Source organism: Vibrio ezurae NBRC 102218 (genome assembly GCF_000467185.1).
GTDB lineage: Bacteria > Pseudomonadota > Gammaproteobacteria > Enterobacterales > Vibrionaceae > Vibrio > Vibrio ezurae.
In genome coordinates, this window is sequence record NZ_BATM01000019.1 from 131,046 (window position 1) to 150,096 (window position 19,051).

Below are 19,051 nucleotides of genomic sequence, written 5' to 3' on the forward strand. Positions count from 1 at the left end.
ATGTACCCGTTGCTGTATTCGTTATTGCAATAATTGGTCTAACGATAGGGGCTTTTCTGAAATACCAGCATTGACCGCCGGTGTTTCTCCGGGATTAGTTTGGTGGCAAAGATTATTCCATGCTTTGTATATATCGAGTAGGGGGAGTAAGCCTTCTGGACGACGTTTACGACGAGGTTCATCAACACTGCTTTTAAACATGGCATGAAAACGCTGCATATAGTGGGAAATAGGGGTGTGTTTAGGCAGTTGATGAGCTTGTTTCTGTGTAAGGTTGCTTTCTATTATTTGGCAGATAGCGCGCTGATCAGCGTCGGCTCTGATGTGCCATTGCTCTGAGAGCGACCAGTTGACCTTATTATGCGCAAAAATGAGTGGTTGTGGTTTACTGCCAACTTTGCCTTCGACCCAGTTAGGATCATCTATTTGGTATAGAAGATCCAAGGATTGTTTTTGACGCATGCTATTTAAGCTAGTAACGGCCGCCTCGGCCAGCATAGGCTCAAAGCCAAGAGTGAGTGTCAGTGTGTCAGCATGTTGAAGCCATTGATTTAATTGGTGGTAGTGAGCGGTTGCACTGTATATCGGCGTCACCAAAGCTGTTTTCACCGGATAATTTAACTGGGTTTGGTTGTGCAATGGGTTGTTGCTATGGCTTCGATTTTGATGATCATGTAATCGAGATATTATGAGGTCGGTGACTTTATTGCTAACAGGATCAGTAGGCGGCGTATTGATACTGGCGAGATATTCTTTTGCGATAATACGATTGCCTGAGACATTGGACTGATTGGTGACATTGACCGTTTGGTGCGCTACATAATGAGAGTGTAAATCTAGCGTGCATATCCACAATACGCCGTTGTCACTATTGGGTTGCAAGTAGTGATAGTCACTCCCCAATAAGAATTGTTTGGATTGATTTTGCCAGTGATGATCAAACACCGAGGATTTGTGACGGCAAATGGCCGCCATCGCCTTGATGTGGTCATTAAGGGTTTTGGCTTGCATTGCCAGCTTGGTCGAAATCTCTTTTAAGCTAAACCCCGTGAGCAGTAGCGCCAAAATGGTGACATGGGTTTTTAAGTGGGGGTTGGTCACTGAAAACTTGTCGACAACGGTTTTTTGGCACGCTTTACAACGGTAACGCTGTTTGTCTCCACTAAAGCCAAAAGAGTAATACTTTTCAGGGAAAAGTTGCACGTTACAGCCTAGGTTTTCACAGCTGTGATTGATGCATGCCGTCAAGCTAGCTTGTAAGTATTCACGTTGTGAAATGAGTTCGCTTTGCAGTTCGTCAGGCCAAAGAATAGGAGCGATATTGTGACAACTGGCGCAGGCTATTTGCGGGTTTTTACGTTCGCTGAGAATAGAATAGTTGGCAATGTTCAACGATCCAAAGTCCGCACACAGTGGATTTCTGCAAAAGTTCAGGTTAATGATCTGTTGGGTTACTTTCTCTGGCACGGCGACGTTTTGTTGGTGAATACATCATCGATTTTACCTAAATTCAGCGCAACACACACCTTTAAAATATTATTGTGACCCTTTATCCGTTTTTCTGCGTACAAATGCACAACAGATACGCAGACATGGATAAGGATTGAAATAGGATGAATACACTCTCTCGCTCTACTGTAAATAACGCAATTCAAATCGGTATCAGCTCTTGTGTGCTAGGTGAGAATGTGCGTTTTGATAGTGGAAGTAAACCAAGTAAATTTGTGACCCAAGAGCTCTCCCCATTTTTTGAATTTATACCAGTTTGCCCTGAAGTTGGGGTTGGCATGACGGTGCCACGTCCAACCATTCGGTTAGTCTCAAATGAAGAGCGCATAGCATTACTTGAAACGAAAGATCCCTCTAAAGACCATACTAAAGCGATGACGGACTATTCGAACCACAAGGTTGACGAACTCATACACAGTGAGCTGTGTGGCTATATCGTCTGTGCGAAATCACCGACTTGCGGTATGGAGCGCGTTAAAGTGTATACAAAGGCAGGTGCAAGCAATGCTGGAGTAGGGCTTTACACGGAAGTGTTGATGAAGAAGATGCCATGGTTACCGGTGGAAGAAGATGGGCGCTTAAATGATCCAGTCTTAAAAGAGAACTTCATTTCCCGAATCTTTAGCCTCAAAGATTTATACGATTGCTTAGGTGATAAGCCGACAAGTGGGAAGGTCGTGGCGTTTCATTCTCGTTATAAACTGACATTGATGGCGCATGACCCTTCTTCTTATAAAGTCTTAGGGCAATTAGTCGCTCGGGTTGCCGACTATGACAGTGACGCATTTTATTCGCTCTATCGATTAAAATTCATGCAGGCCTTGACTCACCGCGCCAGCCGAAAAAATAATTCAAACGTATTGATGCACATTCAAGGCTATTTTAAAAAATGGCTTACGGCTCAAGAAAGACAAGAGCTAAGAGCGATTATTGATGAATATCGGCAGGGATTGTTGCCATTGTTGAGCCCACTTACTTTAATTCGACATTATCTATCTTTGTATCCCGATACCTATTTACAGAGTCAAAAGTTTCTCACCCCTCATCCCCAAGAGCTTCGCCTGCGTTACAGCTTATAAAGGAGAGGATTCATGCGCACTTTAGTCTGGTTTCGACGCGATCTTAGAACGATAGATAATACGGCGCTTATTCGCGCAATGGATAAAGTGGCCAGCTCAGAGGCGCCGGATAAAGGGCTGATAGCGCTATTCACAGTAACGCCAAAGCAATGGCAAGAGCACGGCGTTTCTGAGCGGCGGCAACAACTTGTGGTTCGTCGCTTAGAGGCATTGTCTACGGAGTTGGCGCAGTTACGCATTCATTTGCGCATAGAGGTCGTAGATAGCTACCAAGAATGTGGCGCCTTAATATCGGAGTTATGTACCCGTTTTGCGATAGAGCAAGTGTTTGCGAATGCCGATTATGAAGTGAATGAATTACGCCGAGATGCGCTGGTTAAATGCAGCCTTGAGCGTAGCGACATTCCTTTTTCGTTATATTCAGATAAGTGTGTGTTTGCTCCCGGAGGTATTTTAACCAAACAAGGTCGTCATTTTAAAGTGTTCACGCCCTTTAAAAACAGTTGGTTACAACGCTTTGACGCTGCACGATTGGTGGTACGAAAACCCGTTGCGCTTACCCTAAATGCGCTATTTTACGCTGAGCATACCTTTGAACTTCCTAGAGAGGTCAAGAAATTCAAAGCCGCAACGAACGTTAATAGTGATTGTTGGCCGGTTGATACTCCAGCCCTTTTAGGCGCATTACGTTTATTTTCCTTACAAAAAGCCAATTTTTATCACGACAACCGAGATGTGCCGTCCGTTAATGGCACCAGTCAGCTTTCTCCTTACCTTGCCCTAGGGATGTTATCCGTCCGCCAATGTATTGCTCGTTTGCTCAACGGTCGTAACCCAGAGCAATTAAATTTAGGTGAGCAAACTTGGCTCGCTGAATTGATATGGCGAGAGTTTTATCAACACCTTATTTATTTCCAGCCCAAGTTATGTAAAGGCGCTAATTTCTTAGTGTGGTGCGATCACATTCGCTGGCAAGGAGACATAGCGCATCTGATCCATTGGCAGCAAGGCACCACCGGGTATCCCATCGTTGATGCAGCAATGAAGCAGTTGAACCAAACTGGTTGGATGCACAATAGACTGCGTATGATCGTTGCCAGCTTTTTAAGCAAAGATCTGCTTTTAGACTGGCGTTATGGTGAGCGTTACTTTATGAATCAGTTGGTGGATGGAGATTTCGCAGCGAATAATGGCGGATGGCAATGGTCTGCCTCGACAGGATGCGACGCGCAGCCCTATTTTCGGGTTTTTAATCCGGTGACTCAGGGGCAGAAGTGCGATCCTCAAGGAGAGTTTGTTCGGCACTGGCTTCCCGAGCTGAGCTCTGTGCCAGACAAATACATTCATTGCCCTTGGCTATGGGATGAATTTGCCAGTTTGGACTATCCTTTTCCTATTGTGGATCATAAAACGCAAAGGGTGCGAGCTTTGCAGATGTATAAGGAAGCGAAGAATAATGAATGCTAAGTCTAGTATTAAGCGTTTAGACGTGTTGTGGTCATTGGTTCTGTTTGTATCGCTGTGTGGGCAGGGTGCCTTTGCCGCAACGTACCGGTTGCCTGTTGATGGCAGTCATGTAGCGGGTAAGTTACAGCGTCACCAAGTGCAAGCGGGTGAAACATTTGCGTTGCTGGCAAAAGAATATGATGTGGGGCTACTCAGCCTGATTGCGGCAAATCGAGGCGTGGATCCTTTTCTTCCCGATGAAGGGGAAGTATTGACGATCCCAAATCGGTTTATCTTACCGTCGGCGAAGCAAGAAGGCATTGTGGTCAACCTTGCCGAGCTGCGCCTCTATTATTACGATCCTGACGGTGAACATGTGCATGTATTTCCAGTGGGTATCGGTCGCATTGGTCGAGAAACACCGCAAATGGTCACTTCAATTAGCGCCATGATAGAAGCGCCGACTTGGACGCCTCCGCAATCCATTCGTATGGCCTATGAAGAAGACGGTATTGAGTTACCTGATGTCGTTCCTGCTGGCCCAGATAACCCTTTGGGTGAATACGCCATGCGTCTGCGCTATGGCTCCGGGCAATATTTGATTCATGGCACGAACAAAGACTTTGGCATTGGCTTGAGAGTCAGTAGTGGTTGTATTCGGATGGAGCCGGATGATATTCAATGGTTATTTGAACGAGTAGGGCGCGGCACTCGAGTGCAAATCGTCAATCAACCGATCAAAATGGCGGTTGAGCCCGATAGCAGTGTGTTCATCGAGTCTCATGAACCTTTAACCGCAAAAAATGGCACTAAACAAACCTTTGATTGGCCGCTAGAGCTGCAAATATGGCTAGACAGCGATCAGTTGGCAAATTATTCCCAGACCTATTCTAAGGTTAACGGTGTGATTCAAATTCAGACAGGTATGCCGATTATGGTGCATGACGGCAGTTATGATTGAGGTTGAGGGGTATCAATGAATAAAAAAGCCAGCGTAAACGCTGGCTTTGAAATTTAGACAGTAGTGAGACTACTTAGTATAGGATTGTGCGACGTTATCTAGGCGTTCGTTTGCACGAGCTGATTCGTCCTGAGCGGCCATAGCAGCTTCTTTAGCTTGCATTGCCGTTGCTTTGTTCTCCGCTGAGTCTTTTTCATGCTCCGCTTTTAGCGCTGCGAGATCTTTCTCTAGTTGAGATACTCTAGAGTCAGTATCAGCCATTTGTGCTTTCGTTGCGTCGTCTGGGCCTGAGGCACAGCCTGCCAACAATAATACTGAGCTAACTCCTGCTACAAGTATAATTTTTTTATTCATACGAACTCCCTGATTTCTTTTAGTTATGCCACTTATTTCTGATGGCTTAAATAGTGTAGACGTAGAATAAAATATGTTCGAATAATTAATAGAAATTAGGTAATTATCACGAAAACCAGCATCAATCGTCCCCGAAATGACGGATATTTTTGTGATCTGAGTCGTTAACTAAGGTACTATTAGCCAGATTTTTGTATGGCTTGCTTTCTCTATAGGTAATTTGGGTAGATAGAAAGCAACATCCCCCTTTTTATTGGAGAGTACTTTGAAGTTTAAAGAATTAGGTTTAGACAATCGTTTAATGAAGAATTTGGATCACTATTCGTTTAAGAATGCGACCGAAATTCAGCAACAGGCAATCCCTGTAGCACTTGCAGGTAAAGATTTGCTTGCCTCGTCTAAAACCGGTTCGGGCAAGACTTTAGCGTTTGTTTTGCCTATGCTGCACAAAGCATTAAAAAGTAAAGCCTTTTCAGCCAAAGATCCACGTGGTGTTATTTTAGCGCCGACGCGTGAGCTAGCGCGCCAAGTTTATGGTGAGCTACGTACTATGTTAGGCGGACTTTCTTATACCGCCACCTTGATTGTCGGCGGTGAAAACTTCAACGACCAAGTGAAAGCACTGCGCAAATACCCACGTTTTATCGTGGCAACGCCAGGACGTTTAGCCGATCACCTTGAGCATCGCTCTCTATTTTTAGATGGTTTAGATACTTTAGTGCTTGATGAAGCGGACCGAATGTTAGATTTGGGCTTTGCTCCTGAGCTGATGCGCATTCACAAACTGGCTAAACACCGCCGCCGTCAAACATTGATGTTCTCTGCAACGCTTGATCACGCCGAAGTGCACGATATGGCAATGGAGATGTTAAACGCTCCAAAACGTATCTCTATTGAAAGTGGTAACGCGCACCATACGGATATCGACCAGAAATTTTATCTTTGTGATCACTTAGATCATAAAGAAGCATTGCTACATCGCATCATCGCCGATGCTGATTACAATCAGATTATGATTTTCACGGCGACGCGCTCAGACACTGAACGTTTAACCGTTGAGCTCAATAAACTGAATTTAAAAGCAGTCGCACTAAGTGGTGGTCTGACGCAAACTCAGCGTAATACGATTATGAGCCAGTTTGAGCGTACGGTATTCAAAATCTTGGTGACCACTGATATCGCCTCACGCGGTATTGATATCGCGAATGTTTCTCACGTTATCAACTTTGATATGCCAAAGCACACTGAAGAATATGTACACCGCGTAGGTCGTACTGGTCGTGCAGGTAATAAGGGTATGGCACTTTCTTTAGTCGGTCCTAAAGACTGGGATAGCTTTAAGCGCGTAGAGAGCTTCTTGCAGCAAGATTTAACCTTTGATGTTTTAGAAGGCTTAAAAGGGAAGTTCAAGGGCATTAAGCCTAAGAAGCCGGCTTTCCGTGGTAAAGCCAATAAAACAAATAAGAAGCCAACCGCAGCGAAAAAAGTGGCTAAGAAGCCGGTTAAGCGTGATAAGACCTTTCACACTAATGTGGCTGTGGGTGATGCCGTGTTTATTCCGAAGAAGAAAACACCACCTAAAATTGATGACTAATTCATTTTAAATATCACTGCGCATCTTGGTGCATAAAAGCGAAGATAATTATCTTCGCTTTTTTATTGCCGTAGCAAAAAAATTCACTTTTTCTGTGAAATATTACAGTTAATTATGACCGTTTTTATCAGGCTAAAAATAGCGGTTTTTCGATGCATGAGTGAAGGTTTGAGGTGGCGGAGTAGCGTGTTATTTATACGGTATTTTTACATTCTAAATGAATGTTATTCCTAGTGCCTCCACTTAAGTTGTTGTTTTTTCAGTTATTTGGTTTTCTTTTTGCCATTTATTCTTATCGTTATCTGTCCTGAGTCTATGCGACTTTTCATTCTTTTCTCTTGTACGTCACTGAGTTTCTGTTGTTCAAATCAGGAGCCAATTCTGAGTAAATTGTCATTTACCTTTCAAAGTTCTGAAACATAAGTGTCATAAAACACGCTTAAAGTGTCCCTCGTCAACTAAACAAACCCACAGCATAGTAAATGTTGTGAACGTTATTCCCATTAAGGACAAACAGATGAAAAAGACAGTAATCGGTGCCGTTGCACTTCTAGGCGCACTAACAATGACTCCTGCAGTTGCAAAAGAGACTATCTCAGCAGTTGGTTCAAGCAGCGTTACTCCTCTTATGGAAGTTTTCTCTGAAACTTACATGAAGTCGAACAATAACGTATTTATCGAAGTTCAAGGCCCTGGTTCTTCTGCAGGTGTTCGTGCTGCTAAATCTGGCACTGCAAACCTAGGTATGTCTTCTCGTGACCTTAAAGATTCTGAGAAAGAGCCAGCTCTTACAGAATTGACTATCGCACTTGACGGTATCGCAGTTGTTGTTAACCCAGCGAACTCTGTAGAAGGTCTAACTTCTGCACAAGTTCAATCTATCTACAAAGGCGAAATCTCAAACTGGAAACAAGTTGGCGGCGCAGACAAGCCAATCGTAACTGTTACACGTGACACAGCTTCTGGTACTCGTGGCGCTTTCGAAGACATCATGGGTCTTAAAATGAAAGTAAACGACGTAACAGTATCTGCTATCTCTCAACGTGCTCAAGTAGCAAACGGTAACGGCGCACTTAAAACTCAAGTTGCTTCTAACCCATACGCTATCGGTTACATCTCTCTTGGTACTGTAGACAGCAGTGTACACGCTGTAGCAATCGACGGCGCTGCTGCTTCTGTAGCAAACGTTCAGAACGGTTCTTACAACGTTGCTCGTCCTTTCCTAGTTCTTTACAAAGAAGCAAACACTTCTGCTGAAACTAAGAAATTCCTTGAGTGGATGCAATCTTCAGCTGCACAAAAGCTAGTAGCAAGCAAAGGCTACATCTCAGCTAAGTAATAATTAATAAGTTATTTTGCTCAGCCTGTGAAGGCTGAGCTTTTTCTGCGCATTTTGTTTGCGTATTTGATTTTCCCATCGCAATTAATAGTGAATTTTTCAATGAAAAATGACAATGTTCAAGCTTCGGTGCTCCCTAGCTCTTCATTAAGGGAAGACCGTGGCATAGACTGGAGAGAGAGAATCTTTCATGGATTGTTCTTATCCAGTGCCATTATCGGTATTGTTTCTCTAGCCATAATCGCTTATTTCATCGTTAGAGAAAGTATCCCAGCATTCCAAGCCGCTGGTTTTGGCGGAATTGTACTAGGCCAAAACTGGCTACCACCAGCGTTGTACGGTGTTGCAACTATGATTGTTGCCTCACTGGTGTCGACACTGGGTGCGGTCTTATTTGGTGTTCCTGTTGGCGTATTAACTGCCATCTTTATTGCTGAAATCGCGCCAAAGCGCGTGGGCAATATCATTCGCCCGGCTATCGAATTATTAGCGGGTATTCCTTCGGTGGTATACGGCTTCTTCGGCCTGGTTATTATCGTACCGCTTATCCAAGACATCTTTAATGTACCTGCTGGTAACACTATCTTAGCCGGTATTATTGTACTTGGCGTTATGATTTTGCCGACGGTTATTACCGTATCTGAAACCTCTATTCGCGCAGTACCACGCACTTACAAAGAAGGTTCTTTAGCGTTAGGCGCTTCAAAGATTTACACCATATTTAAGCTTCTTGTTCCCGCTGCTCGTTCGGGCATTATGACCGGCGTTATTTTGGGGATTGGTCGTGCGCTTGGCGAAACCATGGCGATCATCATGGTTATGGGTAATGCTCCGGCAATGCCTGAAGGACTATTGGACGCGGCGCGTACACTGACCGCCAACATCGCGATTGAAATGTCGTACGCAAGTGGGCTTCACGCCAATGCATTGTACGCGACCGGTGTGGTTCTGTTGATCTTCATTATGATGCTAAACGGTGCTCTTTTGTATCTTAACCGTCAGAAAGCGAGATAAGAGTAATGGATACAGTAAAATTAAAACAAGCTCGTCTGCGTAAAGACAACATGCTTAACGCATTTGTGTGGCTGTCAGCTGCACTGACTGTCGGCTTTTTGTTCTGGATTATCTGGTACATTTTGTCGAACGGTTTGCAATTCGTAAACTGGGACTTCGTGACAGGCGACTATAGCCGCACAGGAGACTCTCAAGGTATTTTCCCTATGATCGTATCTACGATCTACATGGTAATCGCGTCGATTTCTGTCGCGGCTCCATTGGGGATTATGACGGCTATCTACCTTACTGAATATGCTCAAGTAGGTAGTAAGTTCGTAAAAGTGATTCGTTTTTGTACTGAATCACTGGCGGGTATCCCGTCGATTATCTTTGGTCTATTTGGTATGACCTTCTTTGTGACCATTATGGGATTCGGTTTCTCTATCCTATCGGGTGCACTAACGTTAAGTATTTTGATTCTGCCAGTGATTATCCGTGCAACGGAAGAAGCATTGATTGCGGTTCCTCAAACTTTCCGTGAAGGTTCTTATGCTTTAGGCTCGTCAAAAATCTACACCATTTGGCGCTTAATCCTACCAAGCGCAATGCCAGGTATTTTGACGTCTGTTATCTTGAGTATTGGTCGCGTAATTGGTGAATCAGCGCCGGTATTTTTGACAGCAGGTATGGTGGCACGTATTCCTGATACGCTTCTTGATTCAGGCCGTACGCTAACCGTTCACCTATATAAGTTAACAACAGAGCTATTTACTATCGATGAGTGGAACCAAGCCTACGGTACCGCAACGGTGCTGATTGTAGTGGTACTTCTGATTAATATGTTAACCAAATTGATTGCTAGCCGTTTCAACAAAGCGACTTACTAATTGTTGTTAGATAGACACAAAGAATTTAAGAGATACTGAACATGAACAAATTTAATATCGAAAACCTAGATCTTTACTACGGCGACAATAAAGCGCTAAAAAGCATCAATCTGCCAATTCCTCTTCGCCAAGTAACGGCGCTTATCGGCCCTTCGGGTTGTGGTAAATCAACGCTATTGCGCTGCCTAAACCGCATGAACGATTTGATTGAAGGCGTAAAAATTACTGGCCTTGTGGAAATGGATGGTCAAGATATCTATAGCAACATCGACGTTGCTGACCTGCGCATCAAAGTGGGTATGGTATTCCAAAAGCCAAACCCATTCCCGATGAGCATCTATGAAAACGTGGCTTACGGTCTGCGTGCTCAAGGTATCAAAGACAAGAAGCACATCGATAAAGTGGTTGAAAAATCACTGCGCGGTGCAGCGTTGTGGGATGAAGTGAAAGATCGCTTAAAATCACACGCATTTGGTCTTTCTGGTGGTCAGCAGCAACGTTTGTGTATTGCGCGTACTATCGCGATGGAACCGGATGTCATTTTGATGGATGAACCAACATCAGCACTTGATCCTATTGCGACGCACAAGATCGAAGAACTGATGGAAGATCTGAAAAAGGATTACACCATTGTTATCGTAACTCACTCAATGCAGCAAGCGCGTCGTATTTCAGACCGTACCGCTTTCTTCTTGATGGGCGAGTTGGTTGAACATGATGAAACACCTGTAATATTTAGTAACCCACGAGATGATCGTACTCAAGGTTACGTGAACGGCGACTTTGGTTAACCCGCCGTTTCAATCTGAAAAATTAACTATAATAAAAAGCGATGGACTATTGCCCCTCGATTTTTGAGGGGCTTTTTTATTCAACGCAATGGTAGTTTTTCGTTATACCAACCCGGATAGGTACTCATAATCATATATTTAAGTAATTAACTTATATGCATGACTTATGTGGATTGGTATTACGTCGCATCCATGGCATCAGATCTAATACCAATTATTTAGTACGATTGGTATAAGCAAAGAGCGTAAGATTGATCTTCTATTCAGGTCTAAGTACACTCAATTGAGATTCGATATGAGGTATTAGTCGTGAGTGATTTGGAAAAAGAGCTAGAAGCAATGGCCAAAGAGGCCGAAGATCAGCCAGAACAGAAGTTGCCTTCAATAGAAGAGCAAAAGAAGATAGCGGCAGAATTAAAAAAACTGGAAGAAGCTGGGGAACTGACACCAGAAATACTAGAGCAGTATTTTGGTAAGTTCTACTCCGAATCAGAAACGCCAGTTCATTAAGTAAAATACGATGATAAACAAAAGCCGAGCTTAAATAGCTCGGCTTTTTTATGCGTGATGTTTTACGCCTGTGAAATAGTGGCTCCTACTTCTTGATGTAAACGGCGACATGCGCGTCCGTCATCGTGGAATAGGTGACAGCGCTTAGGATCAATACCGATCGCGTAGTGATCGCCAGGTTCAACTTCTAGGGTATCTGGCTGTCTAAAGTTGATATCCGTGTCGGCACTGTCTACCGATAGGTACACTTGGGTTTCTTGGCCGAGTTTTTCAACGATAGTGACTTCACCTTCAATGGTGGCTTCAGATGAATCCGACATTAATAGATGTTCAGGGCGAATGCCCAGTGACATACGCTCACCAACAACAACAGTGGTGCCATCCACTGGAATAGTAAACGCCACCTTATTTTCTAGCTCAACTTTGACTTGTGTTGAAGAGGCCTCAATGGCGTGTACGCTAATGAAGTTCATTTTTGGTGAGCCAATAAAACCGGCAACAAAGCGGTTTTGTGGATAGTGATATAAATCCAGTGGTCGGCCAACTTGAGAGACATAACCACCATCTAAGACCACAATTTTATCGGCCATGGTCATGGCTTCCACTTGATCGTGAGTGACGTAGATCATAGTGCAGCCCAGCTGGCGTTGCAGTTTGGTGATTTCACTGCGCATTTGTACGCGCAGTGCTGCATCTAGATTCGACAGTGGTTCATCGAGCAAGAAGACTTGTGGCTGTGAGACTAACGTTCGGCCAATGGCGACGCGCTGACGTTGACCGCCAGATAGGGCTTTAGGTTGTCGGTCTAAAAGGTGTGTCAGTTGTAAGATATCGGCGGCGTGCTTAACACGCTTTTCAGTTTCCGCTTTGTCTGCTTTAGCTAGCTTCATGCCAAAAGACATGTTGTCGTATAAATTTAGATGCGGATAAAGCGCGTACGACTGGAATACCATGCCAACGCCACGTTTGGATGGTTCCACATCGTTCATTCGTTGATCACCAATGTAAAGATCGCCAGAGGTAATATCTTCTAGGCCAGCAATACAACGCAACAGCGTGGACTTACCACAACCCGATGGACCAACGAAGACAACAAACTCACCTTCTTTAATCTCTAGGTCGACGTTCTTTGAGATCTTTACGTCACCATAGGATTTACATACATTTTTTAACGTGACACTGGTCATTTGAGTGGATCCTCAATATTAATTTTACCCATTAACGCCCATTTATGGTTATGAATTATGCCATGAACGTTCAATTAGAAATCGTGCAATATAATGTATAGAGAACAGGAAAGAAAAAAGGTGATGAACACAAAACACTAATATTAATCACTCACCCTAAGAGTCAATAATTTAGACTGTTTTGGTCACATCACCTGACCATTTCCAATTCTAACCAATATCCCCCGCACTTTAATCAGCTTACCGACAAAGTAACTACTGGCTAGGTTTGAAATGTAATTCTAACCATTAAGTTAGAAAGGGCTCTTACTATCCATATCTCGGATGGTGTTAGTTTGTGCAATTTCATGACCTTAAACATCCTCCTGGTTCGATTTTTTGTAGGGGGAGTAGCAGGGGAGGAGTAGCCAGTCGCAAGGCAAGTGTTAAATGGATCAATATCTCTTTTATCTGGGGTTTTCTAATGATTTGAATCACAACAATGGTGTTTTTGTGAAGCCGATCACTGGCGCTGGGAGAGGCGGATCACGAAAATGATGTCGTCATGATAGGGCGTAGTAAACAGGATGATGATGATTCATAGGGAGTAGCGGATGATAGAGCCTGAAATTTGGCTTCAGGGAACACTTTGATAGCCCTACACTAATAATAAAAAAGGATAACACACATGAAAAAAGCTCTAAGTACAGTTGCACTTGGGACACTCGTTGCGCTTGGTTCTTTTGGGGCTCACGCCGCAATTCAAGAAGGTCAGCTGACTATTTGGATCAATGGCGATAAAGGTTACAACGGCCTTGCTGAAGTAGGTAAACGCTTTGAGGAAGATACTGGCATTAAAGTGACAGTAGCGCACCCTGATGGCTTAGAGTCTCGCTTCCCTCAAGTTGCCGCGACAGGTGACGGTCCTGATATTATCTTTTGGGCGCACGATCGTTTTGGGGGTTACGCCGAAGCAGGTTTGCTCGCTGAAATTAAACCGTCTAAAGAAATCAAAGACGGTATCGTAGATTTTGCATGGGATGCAGTGAACTTCCAAGGCAAAACCATCGGTTACCCTGTGGCTATCGAAGCTCTGGCTCTTATCTACAATAAAGATCTTGTGCCAAACCCACCTAAAACTTGGGAAGAAGTGGCGGCTCTTGACGCTAAGTTAGCCAAAGAAGGCAAAAAAGCGATCATGTGGAACCTAAAAGAACCGTACTTCACATGGCCACTAATGGCTGCTGATGGTGGTTATGCGTTCAAGCACACTGATGCTGGTTATGATGTTAAAAACGTGGGCATTGATAAGGCGGGCGTGAAAGACGCGATGAATTTCATCAAGTCATTGGTGGACAGCAAAGTGATTTCTGCGGACATGGATTATTCTATCGCAGATTCTTCTTTTGCTAAGGGTGATGTGGCACTGACGATTAATGGTCCTTGGGCATGGGGCGGCTATGACAACAAAGTGAACTATGGCGTCACAACACTACCTACCTTCAAAGGTCAGGCTTCTTCACCGTTTGTAGGTGTACTAACCGCGGGTATCAGCACTGCGTCACCAAACAAAGATCTTGCGGTTGAGTTCCTAGAGAATTACTTGCTGACTAACGAAGGCTTACGCGATGTGAATAACGATAAGCCACTGGGCGCAGTTGCATTAAAATCGTTCCAAAAAGAATTGGCTGCTGATCCTCGCATTGCCGCGACAATGGCCAGCGCCGAGCACGGTGAAATTATGCCGAACATTCCACAAATGAACACTTATTGGAGCTCTGCGAAGAATGCCATCATCAATGTGGTTGATGGTCGTCAATCGGTGGATGCCGCTCTAGAAGACGCTAAAAAACAAATGCTTAAGTAAACCCTTTAAGGAGGGGGTAACCCCTCCTTACTTTTCTCTATTTATTATTCGCTAGTAGGTTCTTTTTATGCAGACAGTTCAATCTTCTGGTTCTGTTGAGACTCCTTCCGTTGCCGGAAATACTAAATCAGTATTGAAGTGGGCAACCCTTGGCTTAGTCGGAATTATAAACGGTTATGCGACCGTATTAATGTACTCTCGTGGAGAGGTAGCATTTGCGCTTCTGACGCTGATTTTAACGGCGTTAGCGCTGTATATCTTTGGCAGTAAGAAAACCTACGCGCATCGCTATATTTACCCAGGTATCGCGGGAATGATCCTATTCATTCTCTTTCCGCTCGCGTATACCGTGAACCTCGCCTTTACCAATTACAGCGCTAAGAATCAACTGACCCTTGACCGAGCACAGTCAGTGTTGGTGAATCGCACTTTTCAAAGCGGCGACAGCTATCCGTTTCAACTGCTAAAAACCGCTGGTGGACACATCATTGCCCTGCAAGATGGCGAGCAGACTTTAGTGACGCGAGAATTTAATCTAAGTAAAGACAGCTTCGGTAAAGAGAGCTCAGGCAAAGATTTGTCATTGATGGTGGTGGATGCCAATTCAATACAAGGTGACAAGGAACCGATAAAAAGCATCATTAAAGCTCGCCCGGTATTAAGTAAGATTGATCTTATTAAGCCAAGTGGTGAAGCGGTTCGTATGAGCGGGTTACGTAAATTTGCGGGTGTAGAGCCGTTATTTACATTGCAAGGAGACGGGAAGACCCTGCTTAATAACGAAACGGGTGAAACTTTCATGCCAAATATGGACGTGGGTTTTTATCAAGCTGTGGATGCCAATGGTGATTTTGTTGGTCAGACTGTCTCGCCCGGTTTTATTGTCGGTATTGGGGGGGCTAACTTTGAACGTGTTTGGAAAGACGACGGCATCAAAGAGCCATTTATCTCCATTTTTATCTGGACGGTGGTTTTTTCGGTCTTAACGATTATCTTTACACTCGTGATTGGCTTGGTATTGGCAAGCGTGGTGCAATGGGAAGAGCTAAAAGGGCGCGCGATTTACCGTGTGTTGCTTATCTTGCCTTATGCCGTCCCCGCTTTTATTTCTATCTTGATATTCAAAGGTTTGTTTAACCAAAGTTTTGGTGAAATTAACTTAGTGCTCAGTCAGCTATTTGGCATTTCACCAAACTGGTTCTCTGATCCCTTCTTAGCCAAAACCATGGTGTTGATAGTAAACACTTGGCTTGGTTTCCCATACATGATGATCTTGTGTATGGGGCTATTAAAAGCCATCCCTGATGATTTGTATGAGGCATCAGCAATTGATGGCGCAGGGCCATTTAAGAACTTTTTCCACATTACCGTACCTTTAATGATTAAACCCATGACGCCGCTGTTAATTGCCAGCTTTGCGTTTAACTTCAATAACTTTGTCATGATTCAGCTATTAACCAACGGCGGTCCAAACATGATAGGCACCTCAGAGCCTGCCGGTTACACCGACTTGTTGGTGAGCTACACCTACCGCATCGCCTTTGAGGGCAGTGGTGGTCAAGACTTTGGCCTAGCAAGTGCTATCGCAACGCTTATCTTCCTATTAGTGGGTGGTATGGCGCTACTGAACCTTCGTTTCACTAAGCTATCTCAAGATTAAGGAGCAATAACAATGGCTATGGTACAAGGCAAAAACCTTAAATACCGTGTTTGGGCAACGCATATTGCGCTGTGGATCTTCTTGTCGTTGATTATCTTCCCTTTGTTGATGGTGATCGCCATTTCATTTCGAGAAGGTAACTTTGCCACAGGTAGCTTGATTCCTGACAATCCTTCCTTAGAGCATTGGAAGTTAGCCCTTGGCTTATCGGTGACCCATGCGGATGGCAGTGTCACGCCGCCTCCGTTCCCTGTGTTGTTATGGCTGTGGAATTCAGTGAAAGTGGCAGGCATCACCTCTATTTTGATTGTGGCGCTGTCTACGACCTCAGCGTACGCGTTTGCTCGCATGCGCTTTAAAGGCAAAAACACCATCTTAAAAGCGATGATGATTTTCCAAATGTTCCCAGCGGTATTGGCGCTGGTGGCTATCTATGCGCTGTTTGATAAATTAGGTCAGTACATCCCATTCTTGGGGCTAAATACCCATGGCGGTCTTATTTTCTCCTATCTTGGCGGTATAGCGCTGCACGTATGGACCATTAAAGGCTACTTTGAAACCATCGATAACTCCTTGGAAGAGGCGGCGGCATTGGATGGCGCAACCCCTTGGCAAGCATTCCGTTTGGTGTTGTTGCCATTGTCGGTGCCTATTTTAGCGGTGGTGTTTATCTTATCTTTCATCGGCGTTGTGGGTGAAGTGCCTGTGGCGTCTTTGTTACTGTCAGATGTGAACTCATACACCCTAGCGGTGGGCATGCAGCAGTATCTGTATCCGCAAAACTACTTATGGGGTGATTTTGCCGCAGCAGCGGTATTGTCAGCACTGCCGATTACGATTGTGTTCTTATTAGCGCAACGTTGGCTAGTGGGCGGTTTAACATCCGGTGGTGTGAAAGGGTAAGTAGATTTATCGCTTGTTATAAATGAAGGCGGCAGCCAAGGCATTGTGCTTTGGTGGTGCTATTACTGAAGGGGCTCTTATGAGCTCCTTTTTCATAGGGCTTAGGTTTAAAGTTTGTAGTTATTATTTGCAGATAGGAAGTGTTGGCAGGCTTACTTCTGTCCCTTTATGTTTTAAGTTAGTTTTTTTGCACAACATTCTAGTTGGCAATTGACTTACTTTTTCTTATGCCAAACCATCCAACTATATGACCAAATTTGCTAGGCGATCTAGAATACAACTCTTGTGAATTTATACAGTTTATTGGGGTTGAACTCGGTTTGAGTATGAAAATTGCTTGTTTTGCCGAGAACCCAGCATCGTTTTACTGATGGAAAATTTAATAAGTAATTGTTAATCAAAGAATTATTGTTTACCTTACCTAAGGTGACGCGCTCGCTCGTTTTTACGTAAAGACAGAATGCGAAATGTGAAATACATGCATTGAATTCATTGATTTATGATAGCTTGAATGAAAGTTAGGCAAGCGGAAAACGAGTGGGCCTGTTATTAAGAATATTATGTCGTTAGGTGAAATAGGCTGCAATGATTAAGTATTTATATGGAAAAAAAGAGTTTCTTGAACCTATAGCTAAAGGGGAAATAAGTCCTAGATTTAGTGACTTGGGTCATTATAGCCGACTTGAAAATGCTCTTATGAGGGATAAAGAAACCGAGAAAGAATTTCTTTGGGATAAAAATGTAGGTGAACTTTTCATTAATGGTCATCACATATCAAGAGAATCTTTGGCATCTGATCCTATTTGGAAAGTTCCACCAAGACATTGTTACTGCTTGTGCTTATCTTCAAAGAAAAATAGCAATGAATTATTTGAAAGGTTTAATGCTGACTACTGTTTAGCCATTGATATTCCAATACTTATAGAATCACTTAAATCTACTTTCGGACATGAAATTCGAGGGCTTGTTTTTCAGCATTCAGAAATAACATATTACGCTAAATATGATGATTTGCTTGGGGTTAGTTCAGAGCAAGTAGTATTTTATAAACCAGAATTATTTTTACCAGAAGCAGAGTATAGAATCGCTATCTTTTACCCCTTAAATGAAAAGGGTTTTTATACATCTGATGGTCGTATTATTCCTTTCCAGCTAGAAGGTGAAAGTACGCATTTGCAATGTAACATGGAAAATGATGATAAATACTGGTCGAGAGTTGTTGTTGGTTCATACGAAAAAACGACATGAAAACAATTAAATAGGGACTAAAACGTTCGGCATTATCGCTTTGAAGCGAAATTTTGTGCCAAGCGTTTTAGCCCGTTACTTTCCCATATATTGGCTAATCCGTTACATCCTAATTAAGTAATATAACAAACAAGATTTTGTCAAATAACATGTTGGCTCTTTGTACCGAAGAGTACGTCACAGAACCAATTTCTGTCCCAAAAAAAACACCTCAATGTGTCTGGAGTGACTATACATTAAGGCGTTTGAGTGCATTTGCTAGGGTAAAGCAACAGGAAAGCGCGATGGCTTGAGCACTGATGCTTCCTTTTTTATTAGTTAGATATTTTCAATATTAGAAGGTGCATGTCCTAAGTGCTGCATTAACACGTAGACACTTTCTTGATGCAAAGCGACTCTTCGAAATAAATGAGAGAACACAGGGTCGCCCCCAAAGCATTCATTAATGTAATGATCAATGCGTTCTTCAGAATACCCCTCGACGTACATGGTTCTGACCCACTGATACTCGACGGCCTTTTTATCCTTAATGACATCAATTCCTAGTTTTACTTCTTGCATGTTATCTCTTTGCTTATGTCTTTGTTGGAAGTCATCGATGAGGTATGAATGCGTGTTGCTGCCACTCAAAGACGGTGTTTTTTAGCCTTGAGCGACGGACGATAATTCACTGACTTCCATGCTGACCGAAGATTTAAACAGATTTAAATGAAAATATGATTACAGTTAAGTTTCATTCCT

The 19,051-nt window shown here is 43.5% G+C and carries 17 protein-coding genes; 13 read left to right on the forward strand and 4 right to left on the reverse strand.

Annotation, left to right across the window (positions count from 1 at the left end):
- Positions 1-21: 21 nt before the first annotated feature.
- On the reverse strand, positions 22-1,467 hold the full coding sequence (locus VEZ01S_RS07460) for a hypothetical protein (RefSeq protein WP_040890403.1): 1,446 nt from the start codon (positions 1,465-1,467) through the stop codon (positions 22-24).
- A gap of 146 nt (positions 1,468-1,613) precedes the next feature.
- Here VEZ01S_RS07460 and VEZ01S_RS07465 point away from each other — a divergent pair, with 146 nt between their 5' ends.
- Genes VEZ01S_RS07465 through VEZ01S_RS07475 form a run of 3 tightly spaced genes read left to right on the forward strand, consistent with a single transcriptional unit; the run spans position 1,614 to position 4,995 of the window.
- Positions 1,614-2,588, forward strand: a complete 975-nt coding sequence (locus VEZ01S_RS07465) for a YbgA family protein (protein ID WP_021713410.1) — start codon at positions 1,614-1,616, stop codon at positions 2,586-2,588.
- Between the two features lie 12 nt (positions 2,589-2,600).
- Entirely contained in the window at positions 2,601-4,055 is a 1,455-nt protein-coding gene (phrB, locus tag VEZ01S_RS07470) for a deoxyribodipyrimidine photo-lyase (protein WP_021713411.1), read from the forward strand.
- A complete protein-coding gene (locus tag VEZ01S_RS07475) occupies positions 4,045-4,995 on the forward strand; it encodes a L,D-transpeptidase family protein (protein ID WP_021713412.1) in 951 nt (316 codons plus the stop codon). The genes phrB and VEZ01S_RS07475 overlap by 11 nt, the downstream gene beginning before the upstream one ends.
- Before the next feature lie 69 nt (positions 4,996-5,064).
- Here the strand turns inward: VEZ01S_RS07475 and VEZ01S_RS07480 are convergent, their stop codons facing one another.
- Positions 5,065-5,349: an Lpp/OprI family alanine-zipper lipoprotein gene (locus VEZ01S_RS07480; RefSeq protein ID WP_021713413.1), complete on the reverse strand. Its 285-nt coding sequence runs from the start codon at positions 5,347-5,349 to the stop codon at positions 5,065-5,067.
- A gap of 265 nt (positions 5,350-5,614) precedes the next feature.
- On the opposite strand from VEZ01S_RS07480, the gene VEZ01S_RS07485 reads away from it, so the two are divergent.
- From VEZ01S_RS07485 to VEZ01S_RS07510, 6 genes are all read left to right on the forward strand, one after another.
- Positions 5,615-6,943 carry a DEAD/DEAH box helicase gene (locus VEZ01S_RS07485; protein WP_021713414.1) on the forward strand — a complete coding sequence of 443 codons (1,329 nt, stop codon included), beginning with the start codon at positions 5,615-5,617 and terminating at the stop codon, positions 6,941-6,943.
- A 517-nt stretch (positions 6,944-7,460) separates the two neighbouring features.
- On the forward strand, positions 7,461-8,282 hold the full coding sequence (locus tag VEZ01S_RS07490) for a phosphate ABC transporter substrate-binding protein (RefSeq protein WP_021713415.1): 822 nt from the start codon (positions 7,461-7,463) through the stop codon (positions 8,280-8,282).
- 102 nt (positions 8,283-8,384) lie between these two features.
- Positions 8,385-9,296, forward strand: a complete 912-nt coding sequence (gene pstC / locus VEZ01S_RS07495) for a phosphate ABC transporter permease subunit PstC (RefSeq protein ID WP_021713416.1) — start codon at positions 8,385-8,387, stop codon at positions 9,294-9,296.
- A 5-nt stretch (positions 9,297-9,301) separates the two neighbouring features.
- A complete protein-coding gene (gene pstA, locus VEZ01S_RS07500) occupies positions 9,302-10,165 on the forward strand; it encodes a phosphate ABC transporter permease PstA (protein WP_021713417.1) in 864 nt (287 codons plus the stop codon).
- 41 nt (positions 10,166-10,206) lie between these two features.
- Complete coding sequence (gene pstB / locus VEZ01S_RS07505; protein WP_021713418.1) at positions 10,207-10,956, forward strand: phosphate ABC transporter ATP-binding protein PstB; 750 nt, start codon at positions 10,207-10,209, stop codon at positions 10,954-10,956.
- A 309-nt stretch (positions 10,957-11,265) separates the two neighbouring features.
- Entirely contained in the window at positions 11,266-11,466 is a 201-nt protein-coding gene (locus VEZ01S_RS07510; RefSeq protein WP_021713419.1) for a hypothetical protein, read from the forward strand.
- Between the two features lie 62 nt (positions 11,467-11,528).
- On the opposite strand, the gene malK is transcribed toward VEZ01S_RS07510, so the two are convergent.
- Positions 11,529-12,653: a maltose/maltodextrin ABC transporter ATP-binding protein MalK gene (gene malK / locus VEZ01S_RS07515; protein WP_021713420.1), complete on the reverse strand. Its 1,125-nt coding sequence runs from the start codon at positions 12,651-12,653 to the stop codon at positions 11,529-11,531.
- Positions 12,654-13,320: 667 nt separating this feature from the next.
- Between malK and malE the strand changes: the two genes are divergently transcribed.
- From malE to VEZ01S_RS07535, 4 genes are all read left to right on the forward strand, one after another.
- A complete protein-coding gene (gene malE / locus VEZ01S_RS07520) occupies positions 13,321-14,499 on the forward strand; it encodes a maltose/maltodextrin ABC transporter substrate-binding protein MalE (RefSeq protein ID WP_021713421.1) in 1,179 nt (392 codons plus the stop codon).
- Between the two features lie 67 nt (positions 14,500-14,566).
- Positions 14,567-16,159 carry a maltose ABC transporter permease MalF gene (malF, locus tag VEZ01S_RS07525; protein ID WP_021713422.1) on the forward strand — a complete coding sequence of 531 codons (1,593 nt, stop codon included), beginning with the start codon at positions 14,567-14,569 and terminating at the stop codon, positions 16,157-16,159.
- Between the two features lie 12 nt (positions 16,160-16,171).
- A complete protein-coding gene (malG, locus tag VEZ01S_RS07530; RefSeq protein ID WP_021713423.1) occupies positions 16,172-17,062 on the forward strand; it encodes a maltose ABC transporter permease MalG in 891 nt (296 codons plus the stop codon).
- Between the two features lie 585 nt (positions 17,063-17,647).
- A complete protein-coding gene (locus tag VEZ01S_RS07535) occupies positions 17,648-18,310 on the forward strand; it encodes a hypothetical protein (protein WP_021713424.1) in 663 nt (220 codons plus the stop codon).
- A gap of 318 nt (positions 18,311-18,628) precedes the next feature.
- Here VEZ01S_RS07535 and VEZ01S_RS07540 read toward each other — a convergent pair whose 3' ends face one another.
- Positions 18,629-18,871 carry a hypothetical protein gene (locus VEZ01S_RS07540; RefSeq protein WP_021713425.1) on the reverse strand — a complete coding sequence of 81 codons (243 nt, stop codon included), beginning with the start codon at positions 18,869-18,871 and terminating at the stop codon, positions 18,629-18,631.
- Between the last annotated feature and the right edge of the window lie 180 nt (positions 18,872-19,051).